At 65.9% G+C, this 23,077-nt stretch carries 25 protein-coding genes and 1 riboswitch; of the genes, 18 read left to right on the top strand and 7 right to left on the bottom strand.

Annotated elements, in window-relative coordinates:
• The first annotated feature begins 20 nt into the window (after window positions 1–20).
• Genes ASG86_RS16110 through ASG86_RS16120 form a run of 3 tightly spaced genes read left to right on the top strand, consistent with a single transcriptional unit; the run spans window position 21 to window position 2,935 of the window.
• On the top strand, window positions 21–545 hold the full coding sequence (locus ASG86_RS16110; protein WP_056336486.1) for a mycothiol transferase: 525 nt from the start codon (window positions 21–23) through the stop codon (window positions 543–545).
• Window positions 538–1,485, top strand: coding sequence for a ribonuclease Z (locus ASG86_RS16115; RefSeq protein WP_056336489.1), 948 nt, complete (start codon window positions 538–540; stop codon window positions 1,483–1,485). The genes ASG86_RS16110 and ASG86_RS16115 overlap by 8 nt, the downstream gene beginning before the upstream one ends.
• Window positions 1,469–2,935, top strand: a complete 1,467-nt coding sequence (locus tag ASG86_RS16120; protein WP_056336492.1) for a protein adenylyltransferase SelO — start codon at window positions 1,469–1,471, stop codon at window positions 2,933–2,935. Before ASG86_RS16115 ends, ASG86_RS16120 begins: the two co-directional genes overlap by 17 nt.
• A gap of 105 nt (window positions 2,936–3,040) precedes the next feature.
• Here ASG86_RS16120 and ASG86_RS16125 read toward each other — a convergent pair whose 3' ends face one another.
• Complete coding sequence (locus ASG86_RS16125) at window positions 3,041–3,874, bottom strand: LysM peptidoglycan-binding domain-containing protein (RefSeq protein WP_056336495.1); 834 nt, start codon at window positions 3,872–3,874, stop codon at window positions 3,041–3,043.
• A gap of 3 nt (window positions 3,875–3,877) precedes the next feature.
• Window positions 3,878–4,046, bottom strand: a riboswitch (cyclic di-AMP (ydaO/yuaA leader).
• Window positions 4,047–4,305: 259 nt separating this feature from the next.
• On the opposite strand from ASG86_RS16125, the gene ASG86_RS16130 reads away from it, so the two are divergent.
• Genes ASG86_RS16130 through ASG86_RS16145 form a run of 4 tightly spaced genes read left to right on the top strand, consistent with a single transcriptional unit; the run spans window position 4,306 to window position 7,033 of the window.
• Window positions 4,306–5,643 (top strand): hypothetical protein, encoded by a 1,338-nt coding sequence (locus ASG86_RS16130; RefSeq protein ID WP_056336498.1) that lies wholly within the window; start codon window positions 4,306–4,308, stop codon window positions 5,641–5,643.
• Window positions 5,644–5,664: 21 nt separating this feature from the next.
• Window positions 5,665–6,024 carry a TraR/DksA family transcriptional regulator gene (locus tag ASG86_RS16135; RefSeq protein ID WP_056336501.1) on the top strand — a complete coding sequence of 120 codons (360 nt, stop codon included), beginning with the start codon at window positions 5,665–5,667 and terminating at the stop codon, window positions 6,022–6,024.
• Entirely contained in the window at window positions 5,976–6,551 is a 576-nt protein-coding gene (locus ASG86_RS16140) for a DNA alkylation repair protein (RefSeq protein ID WP_442854307.1), read from the top strand. Before ASG86_RS16135 ends, ASG86_RS16140 begins: the two co-directional genes overlap by 49 nt.
• A gap of 35 nt (window positions 6,552–6,586) precedes the next feature.
• Window positions 6,587–7,033, top strand: coding sequence for a DUF1810 domain-containing protein (locus ASG86_RS16145; protein WP_056336503.1), 447 nt, complete (start codon window positions 6,587–6,589; stop codon window positions 7,031–7,033).
• Window positions 7,034–7,117: 84 nt separating this feature from the next.
• Here ASG86_RS16145 and ASG86_RS16150 read toward each other — a convergent pair whose 3' ends face one another.
• Both ASG86_RS16150 and ASG86_RS16155 read right to left on the bottom strand, forming a co-directional pair.
• On the bottom strand, window positions 7,118–8,011 hold the full coding sequence (locus ASG86_RS16150) for a glucose 1-dehydrogenase (RefSeq protein WP_056336507.1): 894 nt from the start codon (window positions 8,009–8,011) through the stop codon (window positions 7,118–7,120).
• A gap of 151 nt (window positions 8,012–8,162) precedes the next feature.
• A complete protein-coding gene (locus ASG86_RS16155) occupies window positions 8,163–8,669 on the bottom strand; it encodes a metallophosphoesterase family protein (protein WP_200946281.1) in 507 nt (168 codons plus the stop codon).
• 73 nt (window positions 8,670–8,742) lie between these two features.
• Here ASG86_RS16155 and ASG86_RS16160 point away from each other — a divergent pair, with 73 nt between their 5' ends.
• From ASG86_RS16160 to ASG86_RS16170, 3 genes are all read left to right on the top strand, one after another.
• Window positions 8,743–8,934, top strand: coding sequence for a DUF1918 domain-containing protein (locus tag ASG86_RS16160; protein ID WP_056336892.1), 192 nt, complete (start codon window positions 8,743–8,745; stop codon window positions 8,932–8,934).
• Window positions 8,935–9,022: 88 nt separating this feature from the next.
• Window positions 9,023–9,538 carry an NUDIX domain-containing protein gene (locus ASG86_RS16165; protein ID WP_056336510.1) on the top strand — a complete coding sequence of 172 codons (516 nt, stop codon included), beginning with the start codon at window positions 9,023–9,025 and terminating at the stop codon, window positions 9,536–9,538.
• A gap of 353 nt (window positions 9,539–9,891) precedes the next feature.
• Window positions 9,892–11,778: a glycosyltransferase gene (locus tag ASG86_RS16170; RefSeq protein WP_235565207.1), complete on the top strand. Its 1,887-nt coding sequence runs from the start codon at window positions 9,892–9,894 to the stop codon at window positions 11,776–11,778.
• Window positions 11,779–11,824: 46 nt separating this feature from the next.
• On the opposite strand, the gene ASG86_RS16175 is transcribed toward ASG86_RS16170, so the two are convergent.
• Window positions 11,825–12,502, bottom strand: a complete 678-nt coding sequence (locus ASG86_RS16175; RefSeq protein WP_056336513.1) for an endonuclease/exonuclease/phosphatase family protein — start codon at window positions 12,500–12,502, stop codon at window positions 11,825–11,827.
• A gap of 159 nt (window positions 12,503–12,661) precedes the next feature.
• On the opposite strand from ASG86_RS16175, the gene ASG86_RS16180 reads away from it, so the two are divergent.
• The 4 genes from ASG86_RS16180 (at window position 12,662) to ASG86_RS16195 (ending at window position 16,675) form a co-directional block, all read left to right on the top strand.
• Window positions 12,662–13,465, top strand: a complete 804-nt coding sequence (locus ASG86_RS16180; protein ID WP_056336516.1) for a thioesterase family protein — start codon at window positions 12,662–12,664, stop codon at window positions 13,463–13,465.
• 132 nt (window positions 13,466–13,597) lie between these two features.
• Window positions 13,598–14,140 (top strand): PadR family transcriptional regulator, encoded by a 543-nt coding sequence (locus ASG86_RS16185; protein ID WP_056336519.1) that lies wholly within the window; start codon window positions 13,598–13,600, stop codon window positions 14,138–14,140.
• 4 nt (window positions 14,141–14,144) lie between these two features.
• Window positions 14,145–15,857: an ABC1 kinase family protein gene (locus ASG86_RS16190; protein WP_056336522.1), complete on the top strand. Its 1,713-nt coding sequence runs from the start codon at window positions 14,145–14,147 to the stop codon at window positions 15,855–15,857.
• Window positions 15,858–15,925: 68 nt separating this feature from the next.
• Window positions 15,926–16,675 (top strand): lipoate--protein ligase family protein, encoded by a 750-nt coding sequence (locus ASG86_RS16195; RefSeq protein ID WP_056336525.1) that lies wholly within the window; start codon window positions 15,926–15,928, stop codon window positions 16,673–16,675.
• 41 nt (window positions 16,676–16,716) lie between these two features.
• On the opposite strand, the gene ASG86_RS16200 is transcribed toward ASG86_RS16195, so the two are convergent.
• Window positions 16,717–16,974 (bottom strand): mycoredoxin, encoded by a 258-nt coding sequence (locus ASG86_RS16200; protein WP_056336530.1) that lies wholly within the window; start codon window positions 16,972–16,974, stop codon window positions 16,717–16,719.
• Between the two features lie 151 nt (window positions 16,975–17,125).
• Between ASG86_RS16200 and ASG86_RS16205 the strand changes: the two genes are divergently transcribed.
• On the top strand, window positions 17,126–17,869 hold the full coding sequence (locus tag ASG86_RS16205; RefSeq protein WP_056336533.1) for an SOS response-associated peptidase: 744 nt from the start codon (window positions 17,126–17,128) through the stop codon (window positions 17,867–17,869).
• Between the two features lie 27 nt (window positions 17,870–17,896).
• On the opposite strand, the gene ASG86_RS16210 is transcribed toward ASG86_RS16205, so the two are convergent.
• Window positions 17,897–18,319 (bottom strand): VOC family protein, encoded by a 423-nt coding sequence (locus ASG86_RS16210; RefSeq protein WP_056336536.1) that lies wholly within the window; start codon window positions 18,317–18,319, stop codon window positions 17,897–17,899.
• Between the two features lie 16 nt (window positions 18,320–18,335).
• Here ASG86_RS16210 and ASG86_RS16215 point away from each other — a divergent pair, with 16 nt between their 5' ends.
• The gene (locus ASG86_RS16215; protein WP_082566821.1) at window positions 18,336–18,659 is read left to right on the top strand and encodes a chorismate mutase; all 324 of its coding nucleotides are present in this window, start codon (window positions 18,336–18,338) and stop codon (window positions 18,657–18,659) included.
• Window positions 18,660–18,685: 26 nt separating this feature from the next.
• Here the strand turns inward: ASG86_RS16215 and ASG86_RS16220 are convergent, their stop codons facing one another.
• Window positions 18,686–19,075, bottom strand: coding sequence for a hypothetical protein (locus tag ASG86_RS16220; protein ID WP_056336538.1), 390 nt, complete (start codon window positions 19,073–19,075; stop codon window positions 18,686–18,688).
• Window positions 19,076–19,205: 130 nt separating this feature from the next.
• On the opposite strand from ASG86_RS16220, the gene ASG86_RS16225 reads away from it, so the two are divergent.
• Together ASG86_RS16225 and ASG86_RS16230 are read left to right on the top strand one after the other, a co-directional pair.
• Window positions 19,206–19,556, top strand: coding sequence for a DUF6504 family protein (locus ASG86_RS16225; RefSeq protein ID WP_056336541.1), 351 nt, complete (start codon window positions 19,206–19,208; stop codon window positions 19,554–19,556).
• Window positions 19,557–19,584: 28 nt separating this feature from the next.
• The gene (locus tag ASG86_RS16230) at window positions 19,585–23,076 is read left to right on the top strand and encodes a DNA polymerase III subunit alpha (RefSeq protein WP_056336544.1); all 3,492 of its coding nucleotides are present in this window, start codon (window positions 19,585–19,587) and stop codon (window positions 23,074–23,076) included.
• Window position 23,077 lies beyond the last annotated feature (1 nt).

Raw genomic sequence — 23,077 nt, forward strand, 5'->3', positions numbered from 1 at the left:
GGCCGCCGGGGAGGGGAACCATGGAATCCAAGGAACTGCTGCTGGAGGCCTTTGACCGTCTCCCGGGCCTGGTAAGGCAGGTGCTGGACGGGTTGGATGAAGGGCAGCTGCAGCGCCGTCCCGCAGGTAACGGCAATTCCATCGCCTGGCTGGTCTGGCACATGGGCCGGGTGGAAGATGCCCAGGTTGCTGCCGCGTCGGGACTGGAACAAATCTGGACGGCGGAGCGATTCGTTGCCCGCTTTGGGCTCCCGCTGGCGGACAGTGACACCGGCTACGGCCATTCCAGCAAGCAGGTAGACGCCGTCCGCGCATCCCGGGTACTCCTGCAGGAGTACTACGACGCCGTCCACCGGCAGACGGCAAAGGTCCTGGAAGGAATCAATGATTCCGCCCTGGACCGTGTGGTTGACCGGCATTGGGACCCACCCGTCACCCTCGGGGTGCGGCTGGTCAGTATCCTGGGGGACTGCCTCCAGCACGCCGGTCAGGCCGCCTACGCCAAGGGGCTGCACAGCACATCGGCGGACACCAACAGTGCGTGAACTCGTTGTGCTGGGCACCGCATCACAGGTTCCCACCCGGACCAGGAACCACAACGGCTACCTGCTGCGCTGGGACGGCGAGGGGCTGCTTTTCGACCCCGGCGAGGGCACCCAGCGCCAAATGATCCATGCCGGAGCAGCGGCAAGCAGTATCACCAGGATTTGCCTCACGCACGTGCACGGGGACCATTGCTATGGCCTGCCCGGAGTCCTTTCCAGGATGGTTCTGGACGGAGTGGGGCACCCCGTCCACCTGCATTATCCGGCGTCCGGCGACGATGTGGTCCGGGCCCTGGTGGCCGTCAGCTCTCCCGGCATCGACCTGCGGCTGCACCCGCATTCCGGCGCCGGGCCCGTGGCCGAAGGCCTCGAGGTCCGGCCCCTGAACCACCGCATCGAGACGTACGGTTACCTGCTCACAGAGCCCGACGGCCGCACCTTCCTGCCGGAACGGCTCCGGGCGGCGGGCGTCGAAGGGCCCGACGTCCGCCGGCTGCAGCGGGAAGGGGTCGTCGGGACAGCCCGCCTGGAGGACATGAGCATTCCCAGGCCGGGCCAGCGGTTTGCCTTCATCATGGACACCGCACCATGCGCCGGTGCCGAAGAGCTGGCAGCAGGCACCGACCTGCTGGTCACGGAGTCCACGTTCAGTGACGACGACGCCGGCCTGGCCCGGCAATACCTGCACCTGACCGCCGGGCAGGCCGGTGAACTGGCGGCGTCGGGGAAGGCCCGGACGCTGGTGCTCACGCATTTTTCCGCCCGGTACGGGAACGACGTCTCCCGTCTCGCGGAGCAGGCAAGGGCCCGGGCTCCGGAATCCATGGTCATTGCCGCTGAAGACCTGCAGCGCATTGCCGTTCCCCGTCGGCGGCAACCGATGCGGGAAGCGGCGGACGAAACTACGGCGATAGGGTTAAACCATGACGGCAGCAGCTGAATCCACGGTCACTTTTGACGGCCGCTTCGCCCGGGAACTGGCAGAACTCGCCGTTCCCTGGCAGGCCGAGGAAGCACCGGGTCCTGAGCTCCTGGTCCTGAACGACAAGCTCGCCTGGGACCTGGGCCTCGATCCGCAGTACCTCCGCAGCCGCGAAGGGGTCCGGCTGCTGGTGGGCAATCACGTTCCCGCCGGCGCCACCCCGGTGGCGCAGGCATATGCGGGGCACCAGTTCGGCGGTTACTCACCCCTGCTGGGTGACGGACGTGCGCTGCTGCTGGGGGAGGTCACGGACCAAAGCGGCCGCCTCCTGGACATCCATCTCAAAGGCTCGGGGCGCACGCCTTTCGCCCGCGCCGGGGACGGCCGTGCCGTCGTCGGCCCCATGCTCCGTGAGTATGTGGTCAGTGAGGCCATGCACGCCCTGCACATACCCACCACCCGCTCGCTCGCCGTGGTGGCAACCGGGCGGCAGGTCCGCCGGGACGGCATGCTGCCCGGTGCCGTCCTGGCACGCGTGGCAAGCAGCCACCTGCGCGTTGGCAGCTTCCAGTACGCGCGGGCCACCGAAAACCTGGACCTCCTGAAGCGGCTGGCGGACCATGCCATCAGCAGGCACTATCCGCACGCCGCCGAAGCCAAAAACCCCTACCTGGCATTGTTCGGTTCCGTCGTCTCCGCCCAGGCGGAGCTGGTGGCCAGGTGGATGCTCGTGGGATTCGTGCATGGTGTCATGAATACGGACAACATGACCATCTCAGGGGAAACCATCGACTACGGCCCGTGCGCGTTCATGGACGCGTTCAATCCCGCCGCCGTCTACAGTTCCATCGACGTCAGTGGACGCTATGCCTATGCCAACCAGCCGGTGCTTGCCGAATGGAACCTTGCCCGGCTTGCCGAGGCGATGCTGCCGCTCATCGACCAGGACCAGGAAAAGGCGGTTGCCCCGGCCGTGGAGGTGCTTGGCGGGTTCCGCGGACAGTACAGCAAGTCGTGGTCCGGCGGCATGAAACGCAAGCTGGGCCTGGGAGGCGGCGGGGAGAGCGCTGATGACGCCTCAGCCCTGGTGGACGATGCAATCGCCATCCTGAAGGACGGCCCGGTGGACTACACCCTCTTCTTCCGCAACCTGGGCAAGGCCGCCCGGGGCGACCTCCGTCCCGTTCGCGGGATGGTCCTTGACCTGGCCGCGTTCGACGCCTGGGCGGAGCGGTGGCAGGCCATGAAACCGGACGCGGACCTGATGGACAGCGTGAACCCTGTGTACATTCCCCGGAACCACCTGGTGGAGGAAGCTCTGTCAGCTGCCACCGAAGGAAACCTCGCACCCCTGCAGCAACTGCTCGAGGCCATCGGTGCACCCTTTACCGAACGTCCGGGACTGGAACGCTACGCCGAGGGTGCCCCTGAAGACTTCGGCAACTACATGACCTTCTGCGGGACCTGACGGCTCGCGCCAGGGGAAAACGACAGGAGGGCGGCGGCCGGGAATACCCGGCTGCCGCCCTCCTGTTTTGCGACCGGCTCCGCTGGTTGCGAAGCGCCGCGGAGACTAGGCTACGCGGACTGCGGAGTAGCCGCCGAGCCAGCTGATGGAGTGGACCTCGGTGCTGTAGCCGTTGACGCCGCCGCTGACAACCTGGCCGTCGCCGGCGTAAACGCCCACGTGGCCGGAGGTGATGATCAGGTCACCGGGGGCGGGGGCGCTGACAACAGTGCCGTACTGGAAGAACTGGGTGGGGGCCAGGTCGCCGACGGACTTGCCGACGGAGCGCAGGGCCTTCTCAACCATTGCGGTGCAGTCCTGGCCCACGCCAACCTGGCTGTAAGCGGATGCCAGGATCGCAGCGCCGGTTCCCGTGCCGGTGGAGGCCAGCGGGGTGGCGGAGGCGTAGGACATGTTCATGCCGGTGTTCGCCGGTGCAGTTGCGGCTGCAGCCTGGACCGGAGCTGCGGCAGGAGCCGGAGCCGGTGCTGCAGTGTAGCCTGCACCGGGGATCTGGATCTGGTCACCGGGGTAGATGATTGAGGACAGTCCCAGTCCGTTGGCGGACAGGACGTCATTAAGGCTGACGCCGTAGGCAGCCGCGATGGCCCCGATGGTGTCGCCAGAGACGACGGTGTGGACGTTTCCGGCTGCCGCAACGGGTGCTGCTGCCGGTGCCGAGTACGCCTGGACGCTGGTGTTCTCAGTGGTGTCCGGACCGGTCACACCTGCATGGGCCGGGGCTCCGACGCCGAACGCAATGCCGGACGCTGCAGCAACTGCGAGCGCCGGGCGGCCCAGCGAACGGGCCTGGGTCTTGGCGGTTACGGCGAGGCCCTCGAGCACAATGGAGCGGGCCGGAGTCGCGCGGTGACGGGCAGTAATGGAATTTTTTGACACGGTTGATCGCCTCTCCCATGCCTGCGGGGTGAGCTGTCGGGTTCGGGCTGGAGATGCCCGGCCGGTAGCGGGCTCCGCGGGCGGAGCGCTATCGACTTAACCCCAAGGCCACAAGTGGCCGTGGAAACTTGGTTCCCCCGTCCCTGCCATCGGAAAACGGTTGAATCCCATGATCAGCGGCAGGGCTCGGCATGCTGATGGGAATGTCCCGGCTGAGAGGGACACCCAAAGACCATAACCCGCGCTCACTGTCATTGTCACATTTGAATAACATACGAGGTTTCCCTCTCAATTCAGCAAACGTCTTGATGTACGTCGGATCTCGGGGCTGACCTGGGGAGAGATTCGAACTGGGAAACGGCGCCGAAACGGTAACAATACGGCCTCGGACCCCTGCTTTGCCGCGATACCCGGCGGTAAGCTTCGGGACTATGCCCCTGTTCGTTACCAACCGGTCCTTCCCGATATTCGCGGGCCTGATGGCGATCGCCCTGGCCGGCGCCACCGCGTTGCCGGCCGCGGCGGAGGAGCCGCCCGGCGGATATCCCTCCTGGGCCGACGTGCAGCAGGCGCAGTCCTCTGAAGCGGCGAAGGCCGCAGAGATCACCAGCATCAACGGGCTCCTGGATGGACTGCAAGCGCAGTCGGAGGCGGCCGGGGATGCGGCGGTCCGCTCTGCCGCCGATCACGCCGCAGCCGATGCGGAGCTTCAGGCGGCAACAGCCCGGGTGCAGACTCTGTCTGCGCAGGCGGCCCGTGCAGACGACCAACTGGCCCGGTACCGGAAGGATATCGGCGCCCTGGCCGTCCAGTCCTACAAGGCCGGCGGGACCAATACCGGATTCTTCGTGGCGCTCTATGCGCTGGGGACCAACAGCGCCCAGGGGCTCAACCTGGTCAAGCTTGTAGGGGACAAGACTGCTGCCTTGGTGAATAAGGCTGCAGCGGCAGGAAAGGTTGCCGCTGCGCTCACGGAACAGGAACAGGTTGCCAGGGGCGAGCGGGAACGACTGGCCGGGGAGGCGAAGGTTAAATCCGAGGCCGCCCGTTCCGCCCGGGACGCACTGGCACGGCAGGTCACCGAGGAACAGCAGCACTGCGGCGAGTTGACTGCCCAGCTTGCCGCCCTGAAGGGTACGACGGCGGCACTTGAGGGGGAGTATCGCCAGGGCAAAGCGGCGCTGGCCGCCTACGAGGCGGCCCAGGCGGCCAAGCGCGCCGCCGCGGAGGAGCAGGCCCGCCGCCAGGCCGCAGCTGCCGCCAAGGCCGCAGCGGCTGCCGCCCAGCAGCCCAAGCAGCCGCCGCCCCCCGCCCCAGCCCCGGTCGGGGCCAACCCGGCCCCGGCCGCGCCTGCCAACAATCCAGCTCCTGCCGTTCCGGTTGCGCCGCCACCGCCACCGGCGCCGGCCCTGCCAAGCCCGCCCGCCGTCGTCGTTCCTTCCGTTCCCGGTGGAGCTGTTAACGATCCCGGCGCGGCGAAAAGCTACGCGTCCGGACGCCTTGCTGCCTTTGGGTGGGGCCAGGACCAGTTCCTTTGCCTGGCCCAGCTGTGGAGCAAGGAATCAAACTGGCTGACCACCGCCACCAACGCCTGGTCCGGGGCCTACGGGATCGCCCAGGCGCTGCCGCCGGGCAAGTATGCCAGCGCCGGCAGCGACTGGCTGACCAGCTATCGGACGCAGGTCGATTGGGGCCTGGGCTATATCCGTGACCGCTACGGTTCGCCCTGCGGGGCGTGGAACCATTCCGTGTCCCTGAATTGGTACTGACTGACGCGCTAGGCTTTCCCCATGCCAGATTTCGAACGGTTCCGTGTGCTGCTCGAAGAGGAGCGGGCGCGGCGGGTGGCGCTGCTGCCCGCCCTGCAGGCGGATATCGCCGCGGCAAATTCGGCCCGCCAGGATTCCAACGTCGACGACGAACATGATCCGGAGGGCGCCACGATCGCCTTCGAACTTTCGCAGGCATCGGCGCTCCTGAAGCAAAGCTCGGCCGGCCTGGTCCAGATTGAAGCGGCCCTGGCAAGGCTGGCCCGGGGAACCTATGGAACCTGCGCCGTCTGCGGGGAACCCATCACCGAAGGAAGGCTGGAGGCGCGGCCATGGACCCCGTTCTGCATCCGGCACGCCTCCTCGGGGCGCGGACGGTGACGGGCGCCGCTGACGTTGTGTCCGCTGCGGCGGACTTTGTTGACCGGACCCTGCAGAACGAGGGCGCCTGGTACCGGGCAGACGACGTCGGAAACCGGCTGGGCGGCGTGCTGGCCTCCTACGGTTCCTCCATTGGGGCCGTCCGCGGCACGGTGCGCGACACCCTGCGCAAGTTCAGGGACCTGGACCACGACGGAACCGTGATGCTCGCCTCCGCCCTGTGGGGGCAGCCCAAGCCAGGATCCCGCCCGGTTTTCGAGCGCCGCCTTGCCGCCGTGGTGCTGCTGCAGACAAAGGTGCGCCTGCTCCGGCATTCGGATCTCACGCGCCTGGAAGGCTTCCTTCGCTCAGCCCAGGCAGCGGAACTCACGGAGCCTCTGCTTTCCGACGTCCTGGTGCCGTTGCTGTCAGGGCTGGGGGAGCGTGAACGGCAGCGGGCCGGCGTTGTGCTGGCACGGTGGCGGGAGGACCCGGACCCCGGACTGCGGGCTGCGGCCGGTGCACTCTCGAAGGAATTGACCCCGTAAAGTGGCCTCTTATCAGGCCAAACAAGGAGATCCACATGAATGAGCCGTTTGACCTTGAGCGCTTTGTTGCCGCCCAAAACGCGGGCGGAGCCTATGAGCAGGCGTTGGGGGAGTTGCAGGTCGGCAGGAAGTCCGGGCACTGGATGTGGTTCATCTTCCCGCAGATTGCCGGGCTGGGGCAGAGTGCCATGTCGCGCAAATACGCCATCTCGTCACTCGCTGAAGCCCGGGCCTACCTGGACCACGAGGTGCTGGGCCCGCGGCTGCTGGAGTGCGCTGTGGTGCTGGCCAACCACGCCGACCAGTCGGCCGAGGACATTTTTGGCGGCATCGACGCGAAGAAGCTCCGCTCCTCGATGACACTGTTTCTCCGGGCAGCACCCGGAGAAACAGTGTTCAAGACGGTCCTGGCCCAGTTCTTCAACGGCGAGCCCGACCCCGCCACGGACGATCTCCTGGCGGACCGGGACGCGGCCGGCTGACCGCGCCCGGCTGACCGCGCCCGGGGATGCCGGGTGGGCATCCCCGCGCCCGGCTGACCGCGCCCGGGGATGCCGGGTGGGCTGCTACGGTGTGGGGCTGCCACCGTTGACGTTCAACGTTTCGCCCACCACATAGCTGGACTCCGGCGACGCCAGGAAGACGTAGGCGGGGGCCAGCTCGGCAGGCTGGCCGGCACGGCCCAGCGGCGTGGACTGGCCGAACTCCGGCAGCTGCTCCTTCGGTTGGCCGCTGCTGACCTGCAGGGGCGTCCAGATAGGACCGGGAGCCACGGCGTTCACCCTGATTCCCTTGGGGGCCAGCTGCTGGGCCAGTCCCTTGGTGAAGTTGTTGATGCTCGCCTTGGTGGTGGCATAGTCCACCAGGGTGGGGGACGGATTGTAGGCCTGGATGGACGTGGTGTTGATGATCGTCGAGCCTGCGGGCATATGCGGCACGGCGGCCTTGGTCACCCAGAACATGGCATAGACATTGGTCTTCAGGGTGTGGTCGAACTGCTCGTCGCTAATGTCCTCCAGGTCCTCCTGGGCCACCTGCTTCCCGGCGTTGTTGACCAGGATGTCCACTCCGCCCAGGACGGCCAGCGCCGTGTCCACCAAATCACGGCACGCGGCGGAATCCTTGAGGTCGCCCGGCACCTTGACGGCCTTGCGGCCGGCGGCTTCGATGATTCCGGCAATGCGCGAGGCATCCTCCTCTTCCTGCGGCAGGTAGGAAAGGACGACGTCGGCGCCTTCCCGCGCAAAGGCGATCGCCGTCGCAGCCCCGATGCCGGAGTCCGCGCCGGTCACGATGGCGCGGCGGCCTTCCAGCCGGCCGGTGCCGCGGTACGTTTCCTCGCCGAGATCAGCCTTGGGCTCCAGCTCGGCATCAAGGCCCGGCTCGGGCTGGTGCTGCTTGGGAGGGGAGATTTTTTCGTAGGCAGTCACGGGATTGCGGAAGGTGTACTGGTCAGTCATGGTGGTCCTCCAGTTCGTGCGGACGCGGGCTGGTTTGTCGCCCCTGATGCTGAAGCAGGCTGCGGTTTCGCCTTTATGGGAACAAAAAGCTAAGCATGCTTACGGTTCCTAGCCTAGGCAAGACTCCGTTTCCTGCCAAGCGGCGGGCGGGTCAGCCGCGCTGGACCTCCACAAGCCGGACCTCCACCAACTGCCCCGCGTCAACCGTGGCCTCCATGTAGGTGCACGCGGGCTGGCGCCTGCGGTCCGTCGGCGAACCCGGGTTCAGCAGCCGCAGCCCATTCGGCGCCAACGTGTCCCAGGGAATATGGCTGTGGCCGAACACCAGGACGTCGGCATCCGGGTAGAGCGCCTCGCACCGCAGTTCGCGGCCCTTGGCCGGCCCCGTCTCGTGGACTATCGCGAATCGGACACCGCCGAGGGTGGCGGTGGCGGTTTCGGGCAGGCGGCGGCGCAGTTCGGGGCCGTCATTGTTGCCATAAACGCCCATGAACCGCCTGCTGCGGCTTTCGAATTCGTCCAGCAGCGATGACTCCACCCAGTCGCCTGCGTGGAACACGGCGTCGGCGTTGTCGACGGCGTCCCACACCTGCCCGGGCAGGTTCCGGGCGCGTTTTGGGACATGGGTATCGGCAATCAGGACCAGGTTCAACGCCATAACGGAATCCTGCCACGGGGCCCTGTTCGCGTGCGTTCATGAGTCGTAATCTGGGGGCTTGGAGGTGATTGCCATGGAGGCAGCCCAAGGCGACCGCATCGTGGTGCATGGAAGGACTGTTGGGTCCTCGGACCGGCACGGGGTGATCCTGGAAGTCCGTGGAGAGGGCGGCAGCCCGCCCTACGTTGTCCGCTTTGACGACGGGCACGAAACGGTCATGTACCCCGGCGGCGACTTCGCCGTCGACCACGGACCCAAGACCTGACGGTCCGGGGTGCAGATGCCGGTGCTTCACGCTTAACCTGCCGGTGCTTCTCTTCACCAGTCCTTGCTTCACCTGTCAGACTGGAGCAATGGATTTCTTCCCGTCCGCCAGTACGTCCTCCACGCCGCCGCCCCGCACCGGTCCCCGCGACCCCGGCGACGCCTGGGTGGAAGGGGAGCGCGGCCGGTACTGGGGCAGGTTCGGCGCAGCCGGCGTCCTGGCCTACGACCCCGCAAAAGGCGTGCTGCTGCAGCACCGTGCCGTCTGGAGCCATAACGGTGGAACCTGGGGCCTGCCGGGCGGGGCGCTGCACGAGGGCGAGGAACCGGTGGACGGCGCCCTCCGCGAAGCCTACGAGGAGGCTGCCGTCCCGTCCGAAAGCGTGGAGGTGCTGTTCACCTCGGTGCTGGATCACGGCTACTGGTCCTACACCACGGTGGTAGTGCGGGTGCGGGAATCCTTCGAACCTGTCATCAGCGATCCTGAAAGCATCGCCCTGCTGTGGATCCCGGTGGCCGAGGTGGATGCCCTGGAGCTGCACCCCGGGTTCGCGGCCTCCTGGCCGGACCTGCTGGCGCGGCTGGATACCGACGCATCCTGGTAGGCCGGCCCTGGCCTTGACCCCTGCGTGAAAGTCGGATTGCGGGCAGAGGCCGTTTCCCCCCTACCAGCGGCCCTCAATTCTAGGTAGAGCTGGCGCCAAATTAGGTACCTACTACTGGTGCCCGCCGCCTGACCAGCCCGTATGCTCCAAGCTACGGCGAAGTAAAGGCCACTCAATGCTGGGGAGGTGACCGTCCCGCGCCGCAGCAGCCCTGACGTTTCGCATTTTTGGCGCCATGACCCTTTGGCTGAACATAAATCCACGCAACGAAGCAAGGTGGGTGAGCCAGTTGTCCGTTCCTCCCCTGTCACCCAGTGCACCATCAAGACCAGGAGTCCCGGTATACGGGCAGCGTGAGGACCAAGATGACGCGCTCCGCCGGTAGTGCTTTCGCCCGCCTCCGCGGGACCCGGGCCCAGGATGGCGGCCGTGTTCCGGCGCCCCAGTCAGGAGACGCGATAGCCGGCGCGGTCGACGCCCCCGGCCGCGACGAGGGAGGCGTGAGGCCCCGCGACCTGGGATTCGCACTGGCAGGCGCCGTGTCGTTGGTGCTTACCGCGGGGGCGGCTTCCACCGTGTCCGTGCCCGTCACCAGCGATCTCGGCCTCGTTGCCGTACTGCCCTACCCGTATTGGGTGGGGCTTGCGCTTCTTAACATCACCTTCGTCATGGCATTGCGGGGAGGTGCCGGGGGCCCGGCGAGCCGCCCGGTCATGCTGTGGCTCCTCGCGGTGCTTGTGGTGGAGCTGTTTGGCACCGCGGCGTTTGTCACCGACATACCCCGGGGCGAAGTGGCCTTCCGTCACCTCGGGATCGCCGACGCCCTATCGGGCACCAGGGTGATCGATCCGGACATTGACGCGTACTTCAACTGGCCTGGCTTCTTTGCCCTCCTTGCCACGGTCATCAAGGCAACAGGACTCGAACCGGTCAGCATAGCCCTGTGGGCTCCGGTGCTTGACGTAGGTTTGTGGCTCGCGGCTCTGGGGGTCCTTACACGGTCCCTGACCGCTGACCGGCGGCGGCTCTGGCTTGTGCTCTGGCTTTTCTGCCTCGGCAACTGGCAGGACCAGGACTACCTGTCGCCCCAGGCCTTCGCCTTCTTCCTGTACCTGGTCGTGATCGCCCTGCTCGTCGGCCCGTTGGCCGCACACCCCGGTACGTTCCGCGGCTTCCGCCCCTCGGAACTCGCGGTTTGGTGGCGGGGAAGGTCACCCCGGGAAAACCGGCCAGAGCACCGGGTGGCCGCATTCGTCGTCGCCCTCCTGCTTGTCACGGTCATCTCTGCAAGCCACCAACTGACTCCCTTCATGATGCTTATTGCCATGACCGCGGTCAGCCTCAGCGGTCGTCTCTGGACCAGCCGGTTGCCCCTGATCACGGCTGTGGTGCTTGCACTCTGGCTGGTTTACCCCGCCAGTGCCTATCTCATCGGACACCCGCCCCTCGAGGATGCAGGATTTCAGGGCGCGATCGCGGCGAACGTCGTTAACCGCGTGACCGGGACCCCCGGCCACTCGCTGGTGGTGAAGGTGCGGATGATCCTGACCCTCGTACTGTGGGCCCTTGCTGCGGCAGGGGCGGTACGCGACTGGCGCAGGAAGCGCCTCGACATCCGGCTGGTCCTTCTTGCTGTCACGCCGCTGTTGCTCTTCCCGATGCAGTCATACGGCGGAGAAATGCTCATCCGCGTCTCGTTGTTCGCGCTGCCCTTCATCGCCCTGCAGGCCTCAGTTGTCCTGCTGCCAAGGGACGGCGGCACCCGTCTTCGGTTCCCGGCCGTGATGGGCCTGATTACCACTTTCCTGCTGCTGTCCGTGCTGATCGAGACCAGCAGGTTCGGGAACACAAAGTTCGACATCTTTACCGACAGTGAGACGGCCGCGGTCGCCGAAGTCGAGCGGCTCGCACCGCACGGGGCGGCGATCATTTCCGCTGCCCACCCCACCCCGTGGCGAAGCGACGCCTACCTGGAACACCGGTACCGCACCATGGACGAGTTGTGCCGGCGGGACTTCGCGGCAGCGACGTGCGGTCCAATCTTCTACAACTACGCCCGGCACAACCCTGCAGGTGGCTTCGTGCTGCTCATGCGGTCAACAGAGGCAAGCCTTGAGCTCCAAGGCCAAAGCACACCGGGCAACTATGCGGAACTGGAAGACTGGCTGAAGGCCCAGGACGGCGTGGAGCTCGTCTTCAGCAACGCCGACGCACGCATCTACCGGTTGCCCACGCCGTAACTCCTAACTGCTGAGCATGGGCGTATTCCCGGGGCCGCGTTTCGGGCTAGTAGCCCTCGCCGTACTCGGCGGTCACGAGGATGGGCAGGTGGTCAGAGTTGCCGCGCGGCAGCGTTTCCACGCTGGCGATGTCCAGGCCAAGTGATGTGGCGAAGTCGAAATGGCCTTTGAATACCTTGTACCGCGTGTAGGTCCGCCTGTTGCTGAGCGAGAGGGCATACCCTGAGTTCTTCATGTGCATGTCCAGGTTCTTGGTGAAGAACGGGTAGTTGAAGTCGCCCACCATAAGCGTCATCAGGCCCTTGCCCATGCTCAGCAGTTCGGCGTGCGCTGCATGGATCTGCTTCCTGCGCAGCGAGTTTGATGCCGTCAGCGGCGCTGCGTGGAATGAGCCGATCACCAACTCATGCTGGGTTTCGTTGTCCATGACCCGCGTTCCGATGAGCCGCTCATGGGCCGGGGCCAGGACCCGGTCATGCATGGATTTCTTCAGGGCGAAGGATTGGGTGTCCAGCGCGGTGAAGCGGCTGGTCCGGTAGTAGATGGCAAGCCCCAGCCGGTTGCCCTTGGTGACATCTGCCAAATGCAGGGGGCCAAGGGTCTCCGGAAGGTCACTGGAATCCACTTCCTGGAGGCACAGGGCATCGATGTCATGGTTCCTGGCCAGGGCGAGGAGCTCGCCGCTGGCCTTGTGCTTGCGGAGGTTGTAGCTGATGACGCGCATGGAACCTCTTTTGAGGGTTGCTGACAGGACCAGTTCCTTACTCTAGTCCGATTGCCCGGCTCACCCTCCAACATTTCGTTGCCTGCTGCAGCGCGTCCTCCACAGCCCGCTCGGGATAGAGTTAGTGCCAATTCACTGACTTTCCGTAAGGGGCCAGCCTTGACTGCAGACCTGCCCGAGCTCGCCGAAGGCAATTTCTACTACCAGGAACTCGGCGGTGGCCGGTTCCGGTCCACCATCCATGCCCAGGGTGCCTGGAACGTCCACGAACAGCACATGGCTCCCGCTTCAGGACTTATGGCAGATGTCCTGGAACGACACCAGCCGCGTGAGGATATGCGGATGGGCCGGATCAGCTATGAAATCCTCGGGCTGATCCCGGGCGGCGAGTTCCGCATCGACACCACCACGCTGCGGCCCGGCAGGACCATCGAGCTGGTGCAGGCGGAGCTGGTGGCTGGGGGCAGGACCGCGATCCGGGCTACAGGGTGGCGGCTGCAGACCAGTGACACCGCGGAGGTGGCCGCCATCGAGGATTCTGCGATACCCGGCCCTGACGAATGCAAGCCGTACGATGGGGCTGCCGTATGGCCCGGAGGCTACATCCGGTCCCTTGAGATGCGGGTGGCCGAAGGGCACAGGCCGGGGGCCGGAAAAGTGTGGCTCCGTACCGACCACCCCCTCACCGACCGTGCGGACAGCGGGGACTTCGCGCGGCTCATGGGCCTCGTGGACACCGCGAACGGCATCGCCGCCCGCGTGCCGCCGGGCAAGGACAGCTACTCGTTCCCCAACCTGGACCTGCAGATCCACATGTACCGCCGGCCGGAGGGCGAATGGCTGGGACTGGATAACGCGGTGTCGTTTGGCCGCGACGGAATCGGTCTCACGTCCACCGTCCTGCACGACCGGCAGGGCCCGTTCGGGCGGACTGAACAGATCCTGACGCTGCGCAGGTCCTGACGCTGCATCACTCCCGACGCTGCGCAGATCCTGCCACTGCCGCCGCCTGTGCCGTTGTCCCAGGCTATGGCGCGCGGCATATATCGCTGAGTATCGTTGTATATCGTTCGCGATCGGCAAAGGAGTTCAATCATGCGTGCTTCACACCCTGTGGGGGGATTCGGCGGGAACAACCTCGATGGCATGTGGCAGGCCGTTGAGGAGCTGCGCTCCCGGTTTGAAAAGCGGGTTGGAACCCGTGCCGGGAAAGGCGAGGTGCGGGCAGCGGTGCTGGCCCTCCTTGCGGAACGGCCGATGCATGGCTACCAGATCATCCGGGAGATCGAGGAGCGCAGCGGCGGCAGCTGGAAGCCGAGCGCAGGTTCCGTCTATCCCACGCTGCAGCTGCTGGCCGATGAAGGATCCATCAGCGCCGAGGAATCCAACGGGCGGAAGATCTATTCGTTGACCGAAGCCGGCCGCGAGGAGGTGGCGGCCCAGCATGGATCTGCGCCTTGGGACCCCGCGGCTGGCATGGGCAGCGGCGGAATCGGTTCCCTCCCCAAGGCCGGGATTGAACTGGCACAGGCGGCTGCGCAGGTAGGTCGGACAGGCTCACCCGAACAGGTGCAGCAGGCAGTGGCGGTATTGGACGAGGCCCGCCGCCGGCTCTACTCCATCCTCGCCCAGGACTGACCGGGTGTCCCCGGTCGTCCATGCCAGGGCAAACCCGCCATCCGCAGTGCGGGAGCACCGCGGGCGCTACCGGCGGATCCTGCGCTTCGCCGCCGCGAACCTTGCTGCCACGTGGTGGTTCGAGCTGTTCCTGCCGCGGATCGGTCTTGGCGGGGTCGCCGCCCGGACGCGTTCGCGGCGGATGCAACGCTTTGCGCGGCGGTTCCATGACCTGGCCGTGGAGCTCGGCGGCCTGATGATCAAGGTGGGCCAGTTCCTGTCCTCCAGGCTTGACGTCCTGCCTCCGGAGATCACGAAGGAGCTCGAAGGGCTGCAGGATGAAGTGCCGCCGGTAGCCTTCCCGGGAATCGCTGCCCTGGCTGCAGGGGAACTGGGCGCGCCCCCGGATCGGGTGTTCGCCTCGGTGGACGAGTCGCCGATTGCAGCCGCTTCGCTGGGCCAGGCCCACCGGGCGCGCTTGAACGCCCTGGACGCCGGGGACACGGGCCTGGACGCCGTGGTCCTGAAGGTGCAGCGTCCGGGCATCGGTGCCATTGTCGACGTCGACCTGGCCGCACTGCGGAAGGTGGCCGGCTGGCTAAGCCACATCCGGCTGGTCTCCCGCCGCGCCGACATGCGCGCGCTGGTGGAGGAATTCGCGCAGATCAGCCTGCAGGAGATTGATTACCTGCACGAGGCCGTCAACGCCGAGCGCTTCGCGGCCGATTTTGCCGGGGATGAGCGGGTGGCTGTACCTGAAGTTGTCTGGGAACGGACAACCCGCCGCGTGCTGACACTCGAGGACGTTACGGCCATCAAAATCACCGATGTCCGCGCACTCCGCGCTGCCGGCATCGATCCCGCCGCGGTTGCCCCGGTGTTTGCCGCCATTATGTTTGACCAGCTGTTCACCAACGGCTTCTTCCATGCCGACCCGCACCCGGGGAACATTTTCGTCACCCCGGCCCCTGCGGGCGCAGGCGGACTTCCCTGGAAACTGACGTTCATCGACTTCGGCATGATGGGGGAGGTTACTGCCTCCACACGCAGCGGCCTGCGGAAGCTCCTGATCGCCGCAGCCGCCCGCGACGGCAAGGGACTGGTGGCGGCGATCAACGACGTGGGCGTCCTGATGCCCTCAGCGGACAGCGTGGGCCTGGAACGCGCCATGACCCAGCTTTTTGCCCGCTTCGGCGGGATGGGCTTTGCCGAGCTCCGCGAAGTTGACCCCCGGGAGTTCCGCGATTTCGCGGTGGAGTTCGGTGATGTGGTCCGCTCGCTGCCGTTCCAGCTGCCGGAGAATTTCCTGCTGATCATCCGTGCCATGTCCCTGACATCCGGGGTGTGCAGCGCCCTGGACGAACGCTTCAACCTTTGGGACTCGGTGGAACCCTATGCGGCGCAGTTGCTGCGCACCGAGCGCGGCAACCTTGTCCAGGACGTGGCCAGGCAGGCGGTGGACGCCGCCGGTGTGGCTCTCCGCCTGCCAGGCCGGCTGGATGCCCTGGCCGGCCGGCTTGAGGAGGGTTCGCTGCAGGTGGCTGTTCCGCGGCTGGAGCGGCAGGCAGCGCGGCTGGAACGGGCGGGAAGGCGGATCGGCTCCGCCGTGGTTTTCGGTGGCCTGCTGGTGGCCGGCGCCATCGTGCGCGCCGACGACCTGGCGTTTGGTAACGTGCTGATGGCCACGTCATCCCTTCCCCTGCTGCACGCCCTGTGGGCGGGGCGCCGGGGGCGTTAAGGCCGCTGCCGCCGTCGGGCGTAACCTAAGGAAGGCCCGTCCGCCCTCAACCCAGGAGCCTTCCAACAATGCACCCCACCGGTACTGGACTCCGCACGCTCACCGTGGTGCGCCAGGACGTGTCCCTTGGCGCGGGCCGCGACCTCGAATTCGGCCTGGAACTGTTGGCCCGGGCCAGGAACGGCGGCATCGGCCCCACCCTGCGGCTGTACCGCCCCGCTCCCACCGTTGCGTTCGGGCAGCGGGACACCCGCCTGCCAGGCTTCGACGCGGCAGCCCGGGCCTGCCGGGACAACGGCTTCGAACCCCTGGTCCGGCGGGCAGGCGGACGCGCTGCCGCGTACCACCAGGGCACCCTGGTGGTGGACCACATCGAACCGGACGCCGACGCCGTCGCCGGTTCCAAAACCCGGTTCGGCCACTTCGGCGAGCTGTTCGCGGAGGCGCTGCGGAGCGTCGGGGTGCAGGCGGCGGTGGGGGAAATCCCGGGGGAGTACTGCCCCGGTGAATACAGCGTGCATGGAACGGACCCTGCGGACAACTCCCGGCGGGTGAAACTGGTGGGTACAGCGCAGCGGGTGGTCTCCGGCGGCTGGCTCTTCAGCTCAGTCATTGTGGTGGAGGATTCCGCCCCGATCCGCAAGGTGCTTACCGACACCTATGCTGCACTCGGCCTGGACTGGGATCCTGCCACCGCCGGAGCCGCCAACGACCTGGTCCCCGGCCTGGACGTGGCAGCCGTGGAGCAGGCCCTGCTGGAAACATATGCGGGCCATGCCACCCTAAAAACTGCTTCGTTCAGCAGCCTGGGGGCATGACCCGCACTGGGTTGCGGCGACGCCGCGGGTTAATGTGGCCGTTAGGCAGCCAGGCGGCTCTTGACCTCGGCGGCCGACGGGTTGGTGGCCGCGGAACCGTCAGGGAACAGCACCGTGGGAACCGTGCGGTTGCCGCCGTTCAGCTGCTCCACGAGGTCGGCCGTACCTTCCACCTCTTCGATGTTGATTTCCGTGTAGCCGATGCCCTGCGCGTCCAGCTGCTTCTTCAGCCGGTTGCAGTAGCCGCACCAGGTGGTGGAGAACATGGTGATGGTGCCGGATTCGGGAGTGAAGTCCACAGGGATCTCCTAAACGTCGTTTGAAAGGTTTCCTTCCCGTCAACCGTAGCGCGGCCGGCGGTATTCCCCGGTGTTGGCGGCCCGCGGTGGCGTGTGGATGACAGTACGTGGCGGGCGGTGGCAAGCTGGTTCCATGTGTGGACGCTACGTAATGGCACGTGCCGTGGGGGACCTCCTGGCCGAATTCGATGCCGAGCTGGAGAACGAGGTCACCATTCCGCCGTCGTGGAATGTGGCCCCGACCGACGCCGTGCCGATCGTGCTGGAACGCCTGGTGGAAGACACTGCCGCGCCCCGGCAGGTACGACAGCTGCACGTGGCACGCTGGGGCCTTGTCCCGTCCTGGGCCAAGGATCCCGGCATCGGCTCCCGCATGATCAACGCCCGGAGCGAATCGGTGCTTGAAAAGCCGGCGTTCCGGAAGGCGGTCCAGTCCCGGCGCTGCGCGGTCCCGGCTGATGGCTATTACGAATGGAAGCAGGGTCCGGGAAAGTCCAAGCAGCCCTACTACGTGCACCCGGGCAAGGACCACGGGGTGGTCTTCGCGGGTCTTTACGAGTGGTGGAAGGATCCGTCCGTTCCCGAAGGGGAGCCGGGCCGCTGGCTGCTCTCAACTTCCATCCTCACGGCAGACACACCGCCGCCGGGCTCGGAGTCCACCATCTTTGGGAAGCTGACGGAGCTGCACGACCGTGTCCCCCTTCCCATGGACAGGGACACGATGGAAGCCTGGCTGGACCCGCAGGCGGATGACGCCGCCGGGCTCGTGGACCTGGTGCGGTCCGGGGTCAAGAATGCGGCCGCCGACTGGACGGTGGATTCCGTCGGCAAGGAAGTGGGCAATGTCCGGAACAACGGCCCGGAACTGATCCGCCCGGTGGAAGCCCTGTTCTAGCAGCCGCCGCCCATGGTGCGGCAGGCGTCACACGGTGACCCGGCCGGCGTCGTCCACTCCCCAAGTGGGGTTGTACGCCACCTCCCAGCGGAATCCGTCGGGGTCGGCGAAGTAGCCCGTGTAGCCGCCCCACGGCTTGGTGACCGGCTCGGCAATGATGGCGGCGCCTGCCTCCGCCGCCTCTGCCATGATCCTGTCCACTTCCCCGGGGCTTCCGACGTTGTGGCTGAGCGTGATGGAGGGGACGCCGACGGGCGGGCCGGTGATAGCTTCGGCCTGCATCTGGCGTACGTCCCAGAGGGAGAGCACCAGGCCGTTATTCACCTGGATGAACAGCACCTCCCCGGCAACCTCCCGGTGCACCGGCCAGCCGAGGCCGTCAACGTAGAAGGCGCGCGACTCCGGAACATTGCGGACTCCGAGGGAGATAAAGTCGACTCTGGGCTCCATGCTTCGATACTGTCAGATGATGGCGACAATTCAAGGAAACGATAGGGATGCCCGGGCCGACAAGGAACAGCTCGCTGCCGTTCGGGTTGCCGTTGACGAGGTGGATGAACAGATTGTCACCCTGATCGCCCGCCGCGAACGGCTGATCAGGATCGCCGGGACGCTCAAGGGCGACGACGCCGAGGTGCGCGCCCCGGGCCGGGTGGAGCGGATCATTGAACATGTCCGGTCCGCCGCGGAGAAAAAGGACATCGATCCGGACATCGTCGAATCAACCTACCGGGCGATGATCTCCGCGTTCATTGAACTTGAACTGCGGATCCACAACAAAAACAGCTGATGTACAGGATGCGGTGGAGGGAGCCCCTAAAGGGTTTCCTCCACCGGCACCCCGTGCTGGAACTCCCGTCCGTCTGCCTCGCTGAAGGCTGACAGGACATGCCCCTGCCCGAGCCCGTTCAGGGCGGTGAGGGGAAAGCTTCCGGTGATGCTGTTTTCCGAGTGGGACACTCCGGACAGGTCGTAGTCTTCCTCGATTCCCTGGTCCCGGTTGAACGAGTAGCAGGCAATTGCCTCCCCGTTCATGAATTCAATGCACAGCCGGCGTTGCATTGAATAGTCCGGCGAGGCTCCCATCAGGCCCACCACGTAGGCGCCGGAATCCGGAATGGCGCCGTCGATATCGAACCTTGCAACGAGGGTGGAGTCCTGCGTCTTGATGCTTGCCTGCTTCAGGAGTGCGTCATCGGTACTCATGCCATCATCCTGCTACCTGCCGCACGCTCCGTCCACCCCCGCCTATGTTTTGCCGGCCTCCCGGCGTAGACTGGATTTATTCGAATACATATTCGAATACATGTCAGGGAGTACGGTCAGGGAGGCGCGCATGGGCATGTTCAGCGAGTCCGTTGACGTGGTGTGTTCTGCTGCCGGACAGCCTGAATCCTTGACCTGGTCAGGAAAGGCGTACCTCGTCTGTGCCGAACCCGTCCGGTGGTATGAACGCCGGCAATGGTGGGCGGAGGACAGCCGGGCTCCGCTGGGAAGCGGACCAGGCGTAGTGGACCACGAAATCTGGCGGGTCCAGGTGCAGCCTGCCCCGGTGGCATCACGTTTCGCAGGACAGGGGGAACCTGGCGGCTCGGATCCCCTCACCCTTGACCTGACCCGCCATATCCGCAGTGGCCGTTGGCGGCTGCTGCGGATCCATGACGCTCTTCGCCCTAAAACAGCATGACCATAGAACAGTCTGAACCTCGAACAGCATGAGCTTTACCCACCTCCACGTTTCCACGGCATTCAGCGCCCACTACGGCGTCTCCTGGCCTGAAGAGCTGGCAATGGCGGCCGCGGCAGACGGCGCTACTGCCCTTGCCTGCACCGACCGGGACGGACTGTACGGCACCATCAAGCACCTCAAGGCATGCATGGCGGCGGGCATCGACCCCATTGTGGGGGTGGACCTTGCGGTTTTTGACGACGACGGCGATCACCGCACGCAGGTAGCCGGCAGGGTAGTGGTGCTTGCGCGCGGCAACAATCATGGTGCCGGGTACCGTGCGCTGTGCCGGCTGGTGTCCGATGCCCACGCCAGGACCTCAGGCAAAGCCGGAGGCGCCGTGCCGGCCGCCGTCACCCGGGCCGAACTCGCTTCCCGCACCCTTGACCCCCAAACCCTCAAGCCGGTGCTGACCGTCCTGATTGGACCGGATTCCGACGTCGGACGGGCCATGGGAGGCCGGCGCTACCTTCGTCCCCGGACCCTGTTCAAGCAATGGCTCGATGCCATGCCCGAAGGAACTGTGGTGGCGGAGATCGTCTCCCAGCTCAGCGCTCCGGGGACTCCGTTCAGCACCGCTCATGCGGTCCGCATGCTCAGGCTCGCCGAGGAACACCATGTACCCGCAATCCTCACCAACGCGGTCAGGTACTGCGCCGCGGACGGCGCACCAACCGCCGATGTCCTGGACTCTGCCCGGACGCTGAAGTCCCTTCCCGAACTGGCAGGCGAACCGCTTCTGCAGCCAACCGGGCAGGGATGGCTGAAATCCCCGGAACAGATGCTGGGGCTGGGAAAGGAGATCATTTCCGCTGCCGGGTATGGTGCCGCAGACCTCAAGCAGCTGATGGCGCAGACAGAAGCGCTCGCCGACCTCTGCCGGATAGACCCCACCACTGATATGGGGTGGAAGCAACCCGTGGTTCCTGAAGCCTCTGTGATTGGCATCAGCCAGGATCCACACTCTGAACTGATCCAGCGCTGCCATGCAGGGATCAGCAGGCGTTTCCCGGGAATCACCGGCAAGCGGGAACAGGAGATGCTGTCCCGGCTGGAGCATGAGCTTGGCATCATCAACAACCTCGGTTTTTCCTCCTATTTCCTGACGGTGGCGGAGGTGTCCCGGATGATCCAGGACATGGGGGTCAGGGCGGCAGCCAGGGGATCCGGTGCCTCCAGCCTGGTCAACTACCTGATCGAGGTCAGCCATGTGAATCCCCTCCAGCACGACCTGATTTTTGAACGGTTCCTGTCCAACGACCGTGCCACGCTGCCGGACATCGACATTGATGTTGAGAGCGCCGAACGCCACAACGTGTACCGCAGGATTTTTGACCGGTTCGGTTCAGAGCGGGTCACCCTGATGAGCATGCAAAACGGATACCGGGCGCGGGGGGCGGTCCGCGACGCCGGGCTGGCGCTGGGCATGGACGATGGCGAGGTGGGGGAGATCGCCAAGCAGTTGTGGCGCTTTTCCGCCCGGAAGTTCCGTGAAGCCCTGCAGGAAAAACCCGAACTCCGTGAGTTCGCCGGCAGGGTGGAGCAGCGCGACACTGACGGGAACCAGCAGCTTGACCTGCTGGTGGACCTCACCGAACGCCTGGACCGGCTGCCCCGTCACATCTCCATGCACCCGTGCGGGGTGATCCTGGGCGATGCCACGCTCCTGGACCGCACCCCGGTCCAGCCAAGCGGCCTCGGGCTGCCCATGAGCCAGTTCGACAAACACGACATGGACCCCATGGGCATGCTCAAACTCGATGTCCTGGGCGTGCGCATGCAAAGCGCCATGGCCTTCGCGGTCCGTGAGATCATCCGCATCCATCCCAGCAAGGAAGAGGTGGTGGCAGCGGGAAAGCATCCGGCAGGGCCTGACGGCACAGGCCCTGACTACATCGCCGGGGACGGCCGGATCGACCTCAACGCCGTCCCCCTCGATGACGAACCCACTTATGAACTGATCAGAAGCACACATACCCTTGGCTGCTTCCAGATTGAATCCCCGGGGCAGCGGGAACTGATTGGGAAGATGGCGCCCCGGGAGTTCAACGACCTCATCATCGATATTTCGCTGTTCCGTCCCGGACCCATGAAATCCGACATGGTGCGGCCCTTCCTGGAACACCGGCACGGGTTCGCCCCCGAGGTCTATCCCCACCCGGACCTTAAACCGGTGCTGCAGGAAACCCATGGCGTCACGGTGTTCCACGAACAGATCCTGAAGACCCTCGACATCATGACCGGCTGCGGGCTGGCCAAGGCCGACGAGTTCCGCAGGGCGTTGAGCAACGAGACCGGTGAAGCGCAGGTGGAGGAGTACTTTAGGCGGAACGCCAAGGCCAGGGGGTACACCCCTGAGGTGGTAGACAAGGTCTGGGGGACTTTGAAGTCCTTTGCCAGTTTCGGTTTCTGCAAAGCCCACGGGGCAGCATTCGCCGTCCCCACCTACCAGTCCGCATGGCTGAAGACACACCACCCTGAAGCGTTCCTTGCCGGCTTGTGGGAGCACGATCCCGGGATGTATCCCAAGAGGCTGCTGGTGGCCGAAGCCCGCCGGCTGGGCATTCCCATCCTTCCCCTGGACATCAACAGGAGCAAAGCCGAATACCGGGTGGAGCGGATCGGGTCCGGCCGGGACGCCGGCAGGCTCGGGATCCGGCTCAGCCTGAACGGGATCTACGGGCTGTCGGCTGCCGAATTGAAGCGGACAGTGGCCGGCCAGCCGTATGACTCACTGGCGGACCTCCGCGCGCGCTCGCGGCTCAGCAAGCCAAGCATCCGGCGGCTCGCGCAGCTTGGAGCCTTTGATGCCCTGCACAAGGAAGCAGGGGGAGTGGCAAACCGGGCTGACCTGGTTCACCACCTGCAGCAGCTCCAGTCGGCCAACGGCGCCCGTAAAGGGGTGGACGTGCTGGAAGGGCAATTGTCCCTTCCCCTGGGCGATATTGAACTGCGCAACATCAAGCCCGGGCTCCCAGCCCCGACGCTGGTGGAAAACGTCCGGGCAGAACTTGACCTCATGGCCGTGGATGTCAGCACGCACTTGATGGACAGCCACCGGCCCCTGCTGGGCAGGCTGGGCGTCACCACTGCCGACAAACTCCTCAGCCTGCGCAACGGGACAGAAGTGCTGGTGGCAGGAGTACGGGTTGCCACCCAGACCCCGCCCATGCGTGGTGGCAGGAGGGTGGTGTTCATCAGCATCGACGACGGCACGGGCTGCGTCGATTCCGTCTTCTTCCATGAAGCCCAGGAAAGTGCCGGGCCGCTCCTGTTCGGAACCCGCCTGTTGTTGATCCGCGGCACCACCCGAAGGACCGGCCCCCGGGGGATCAGCCTGAGTGCAAGCATGGCCTGGGACCTGAGCCGGACGGAGACATTGCCCTTCCCGGAAGCCACACCGGCCGCTGCCCAGGACGGCCCGCATCCCCTGGACGGCATCAGCAGGACACTGGCCATCACCGGTTTTAACGGCTAAT

Source organism: Arthrobacter sp. Soil764, from assembly GCF_001428075.1.
Lineage (GTDB): Bacteria > Actinomycetota > Actinomycetes > Actinomycetales > Micrococcaceae > Arthrobacter.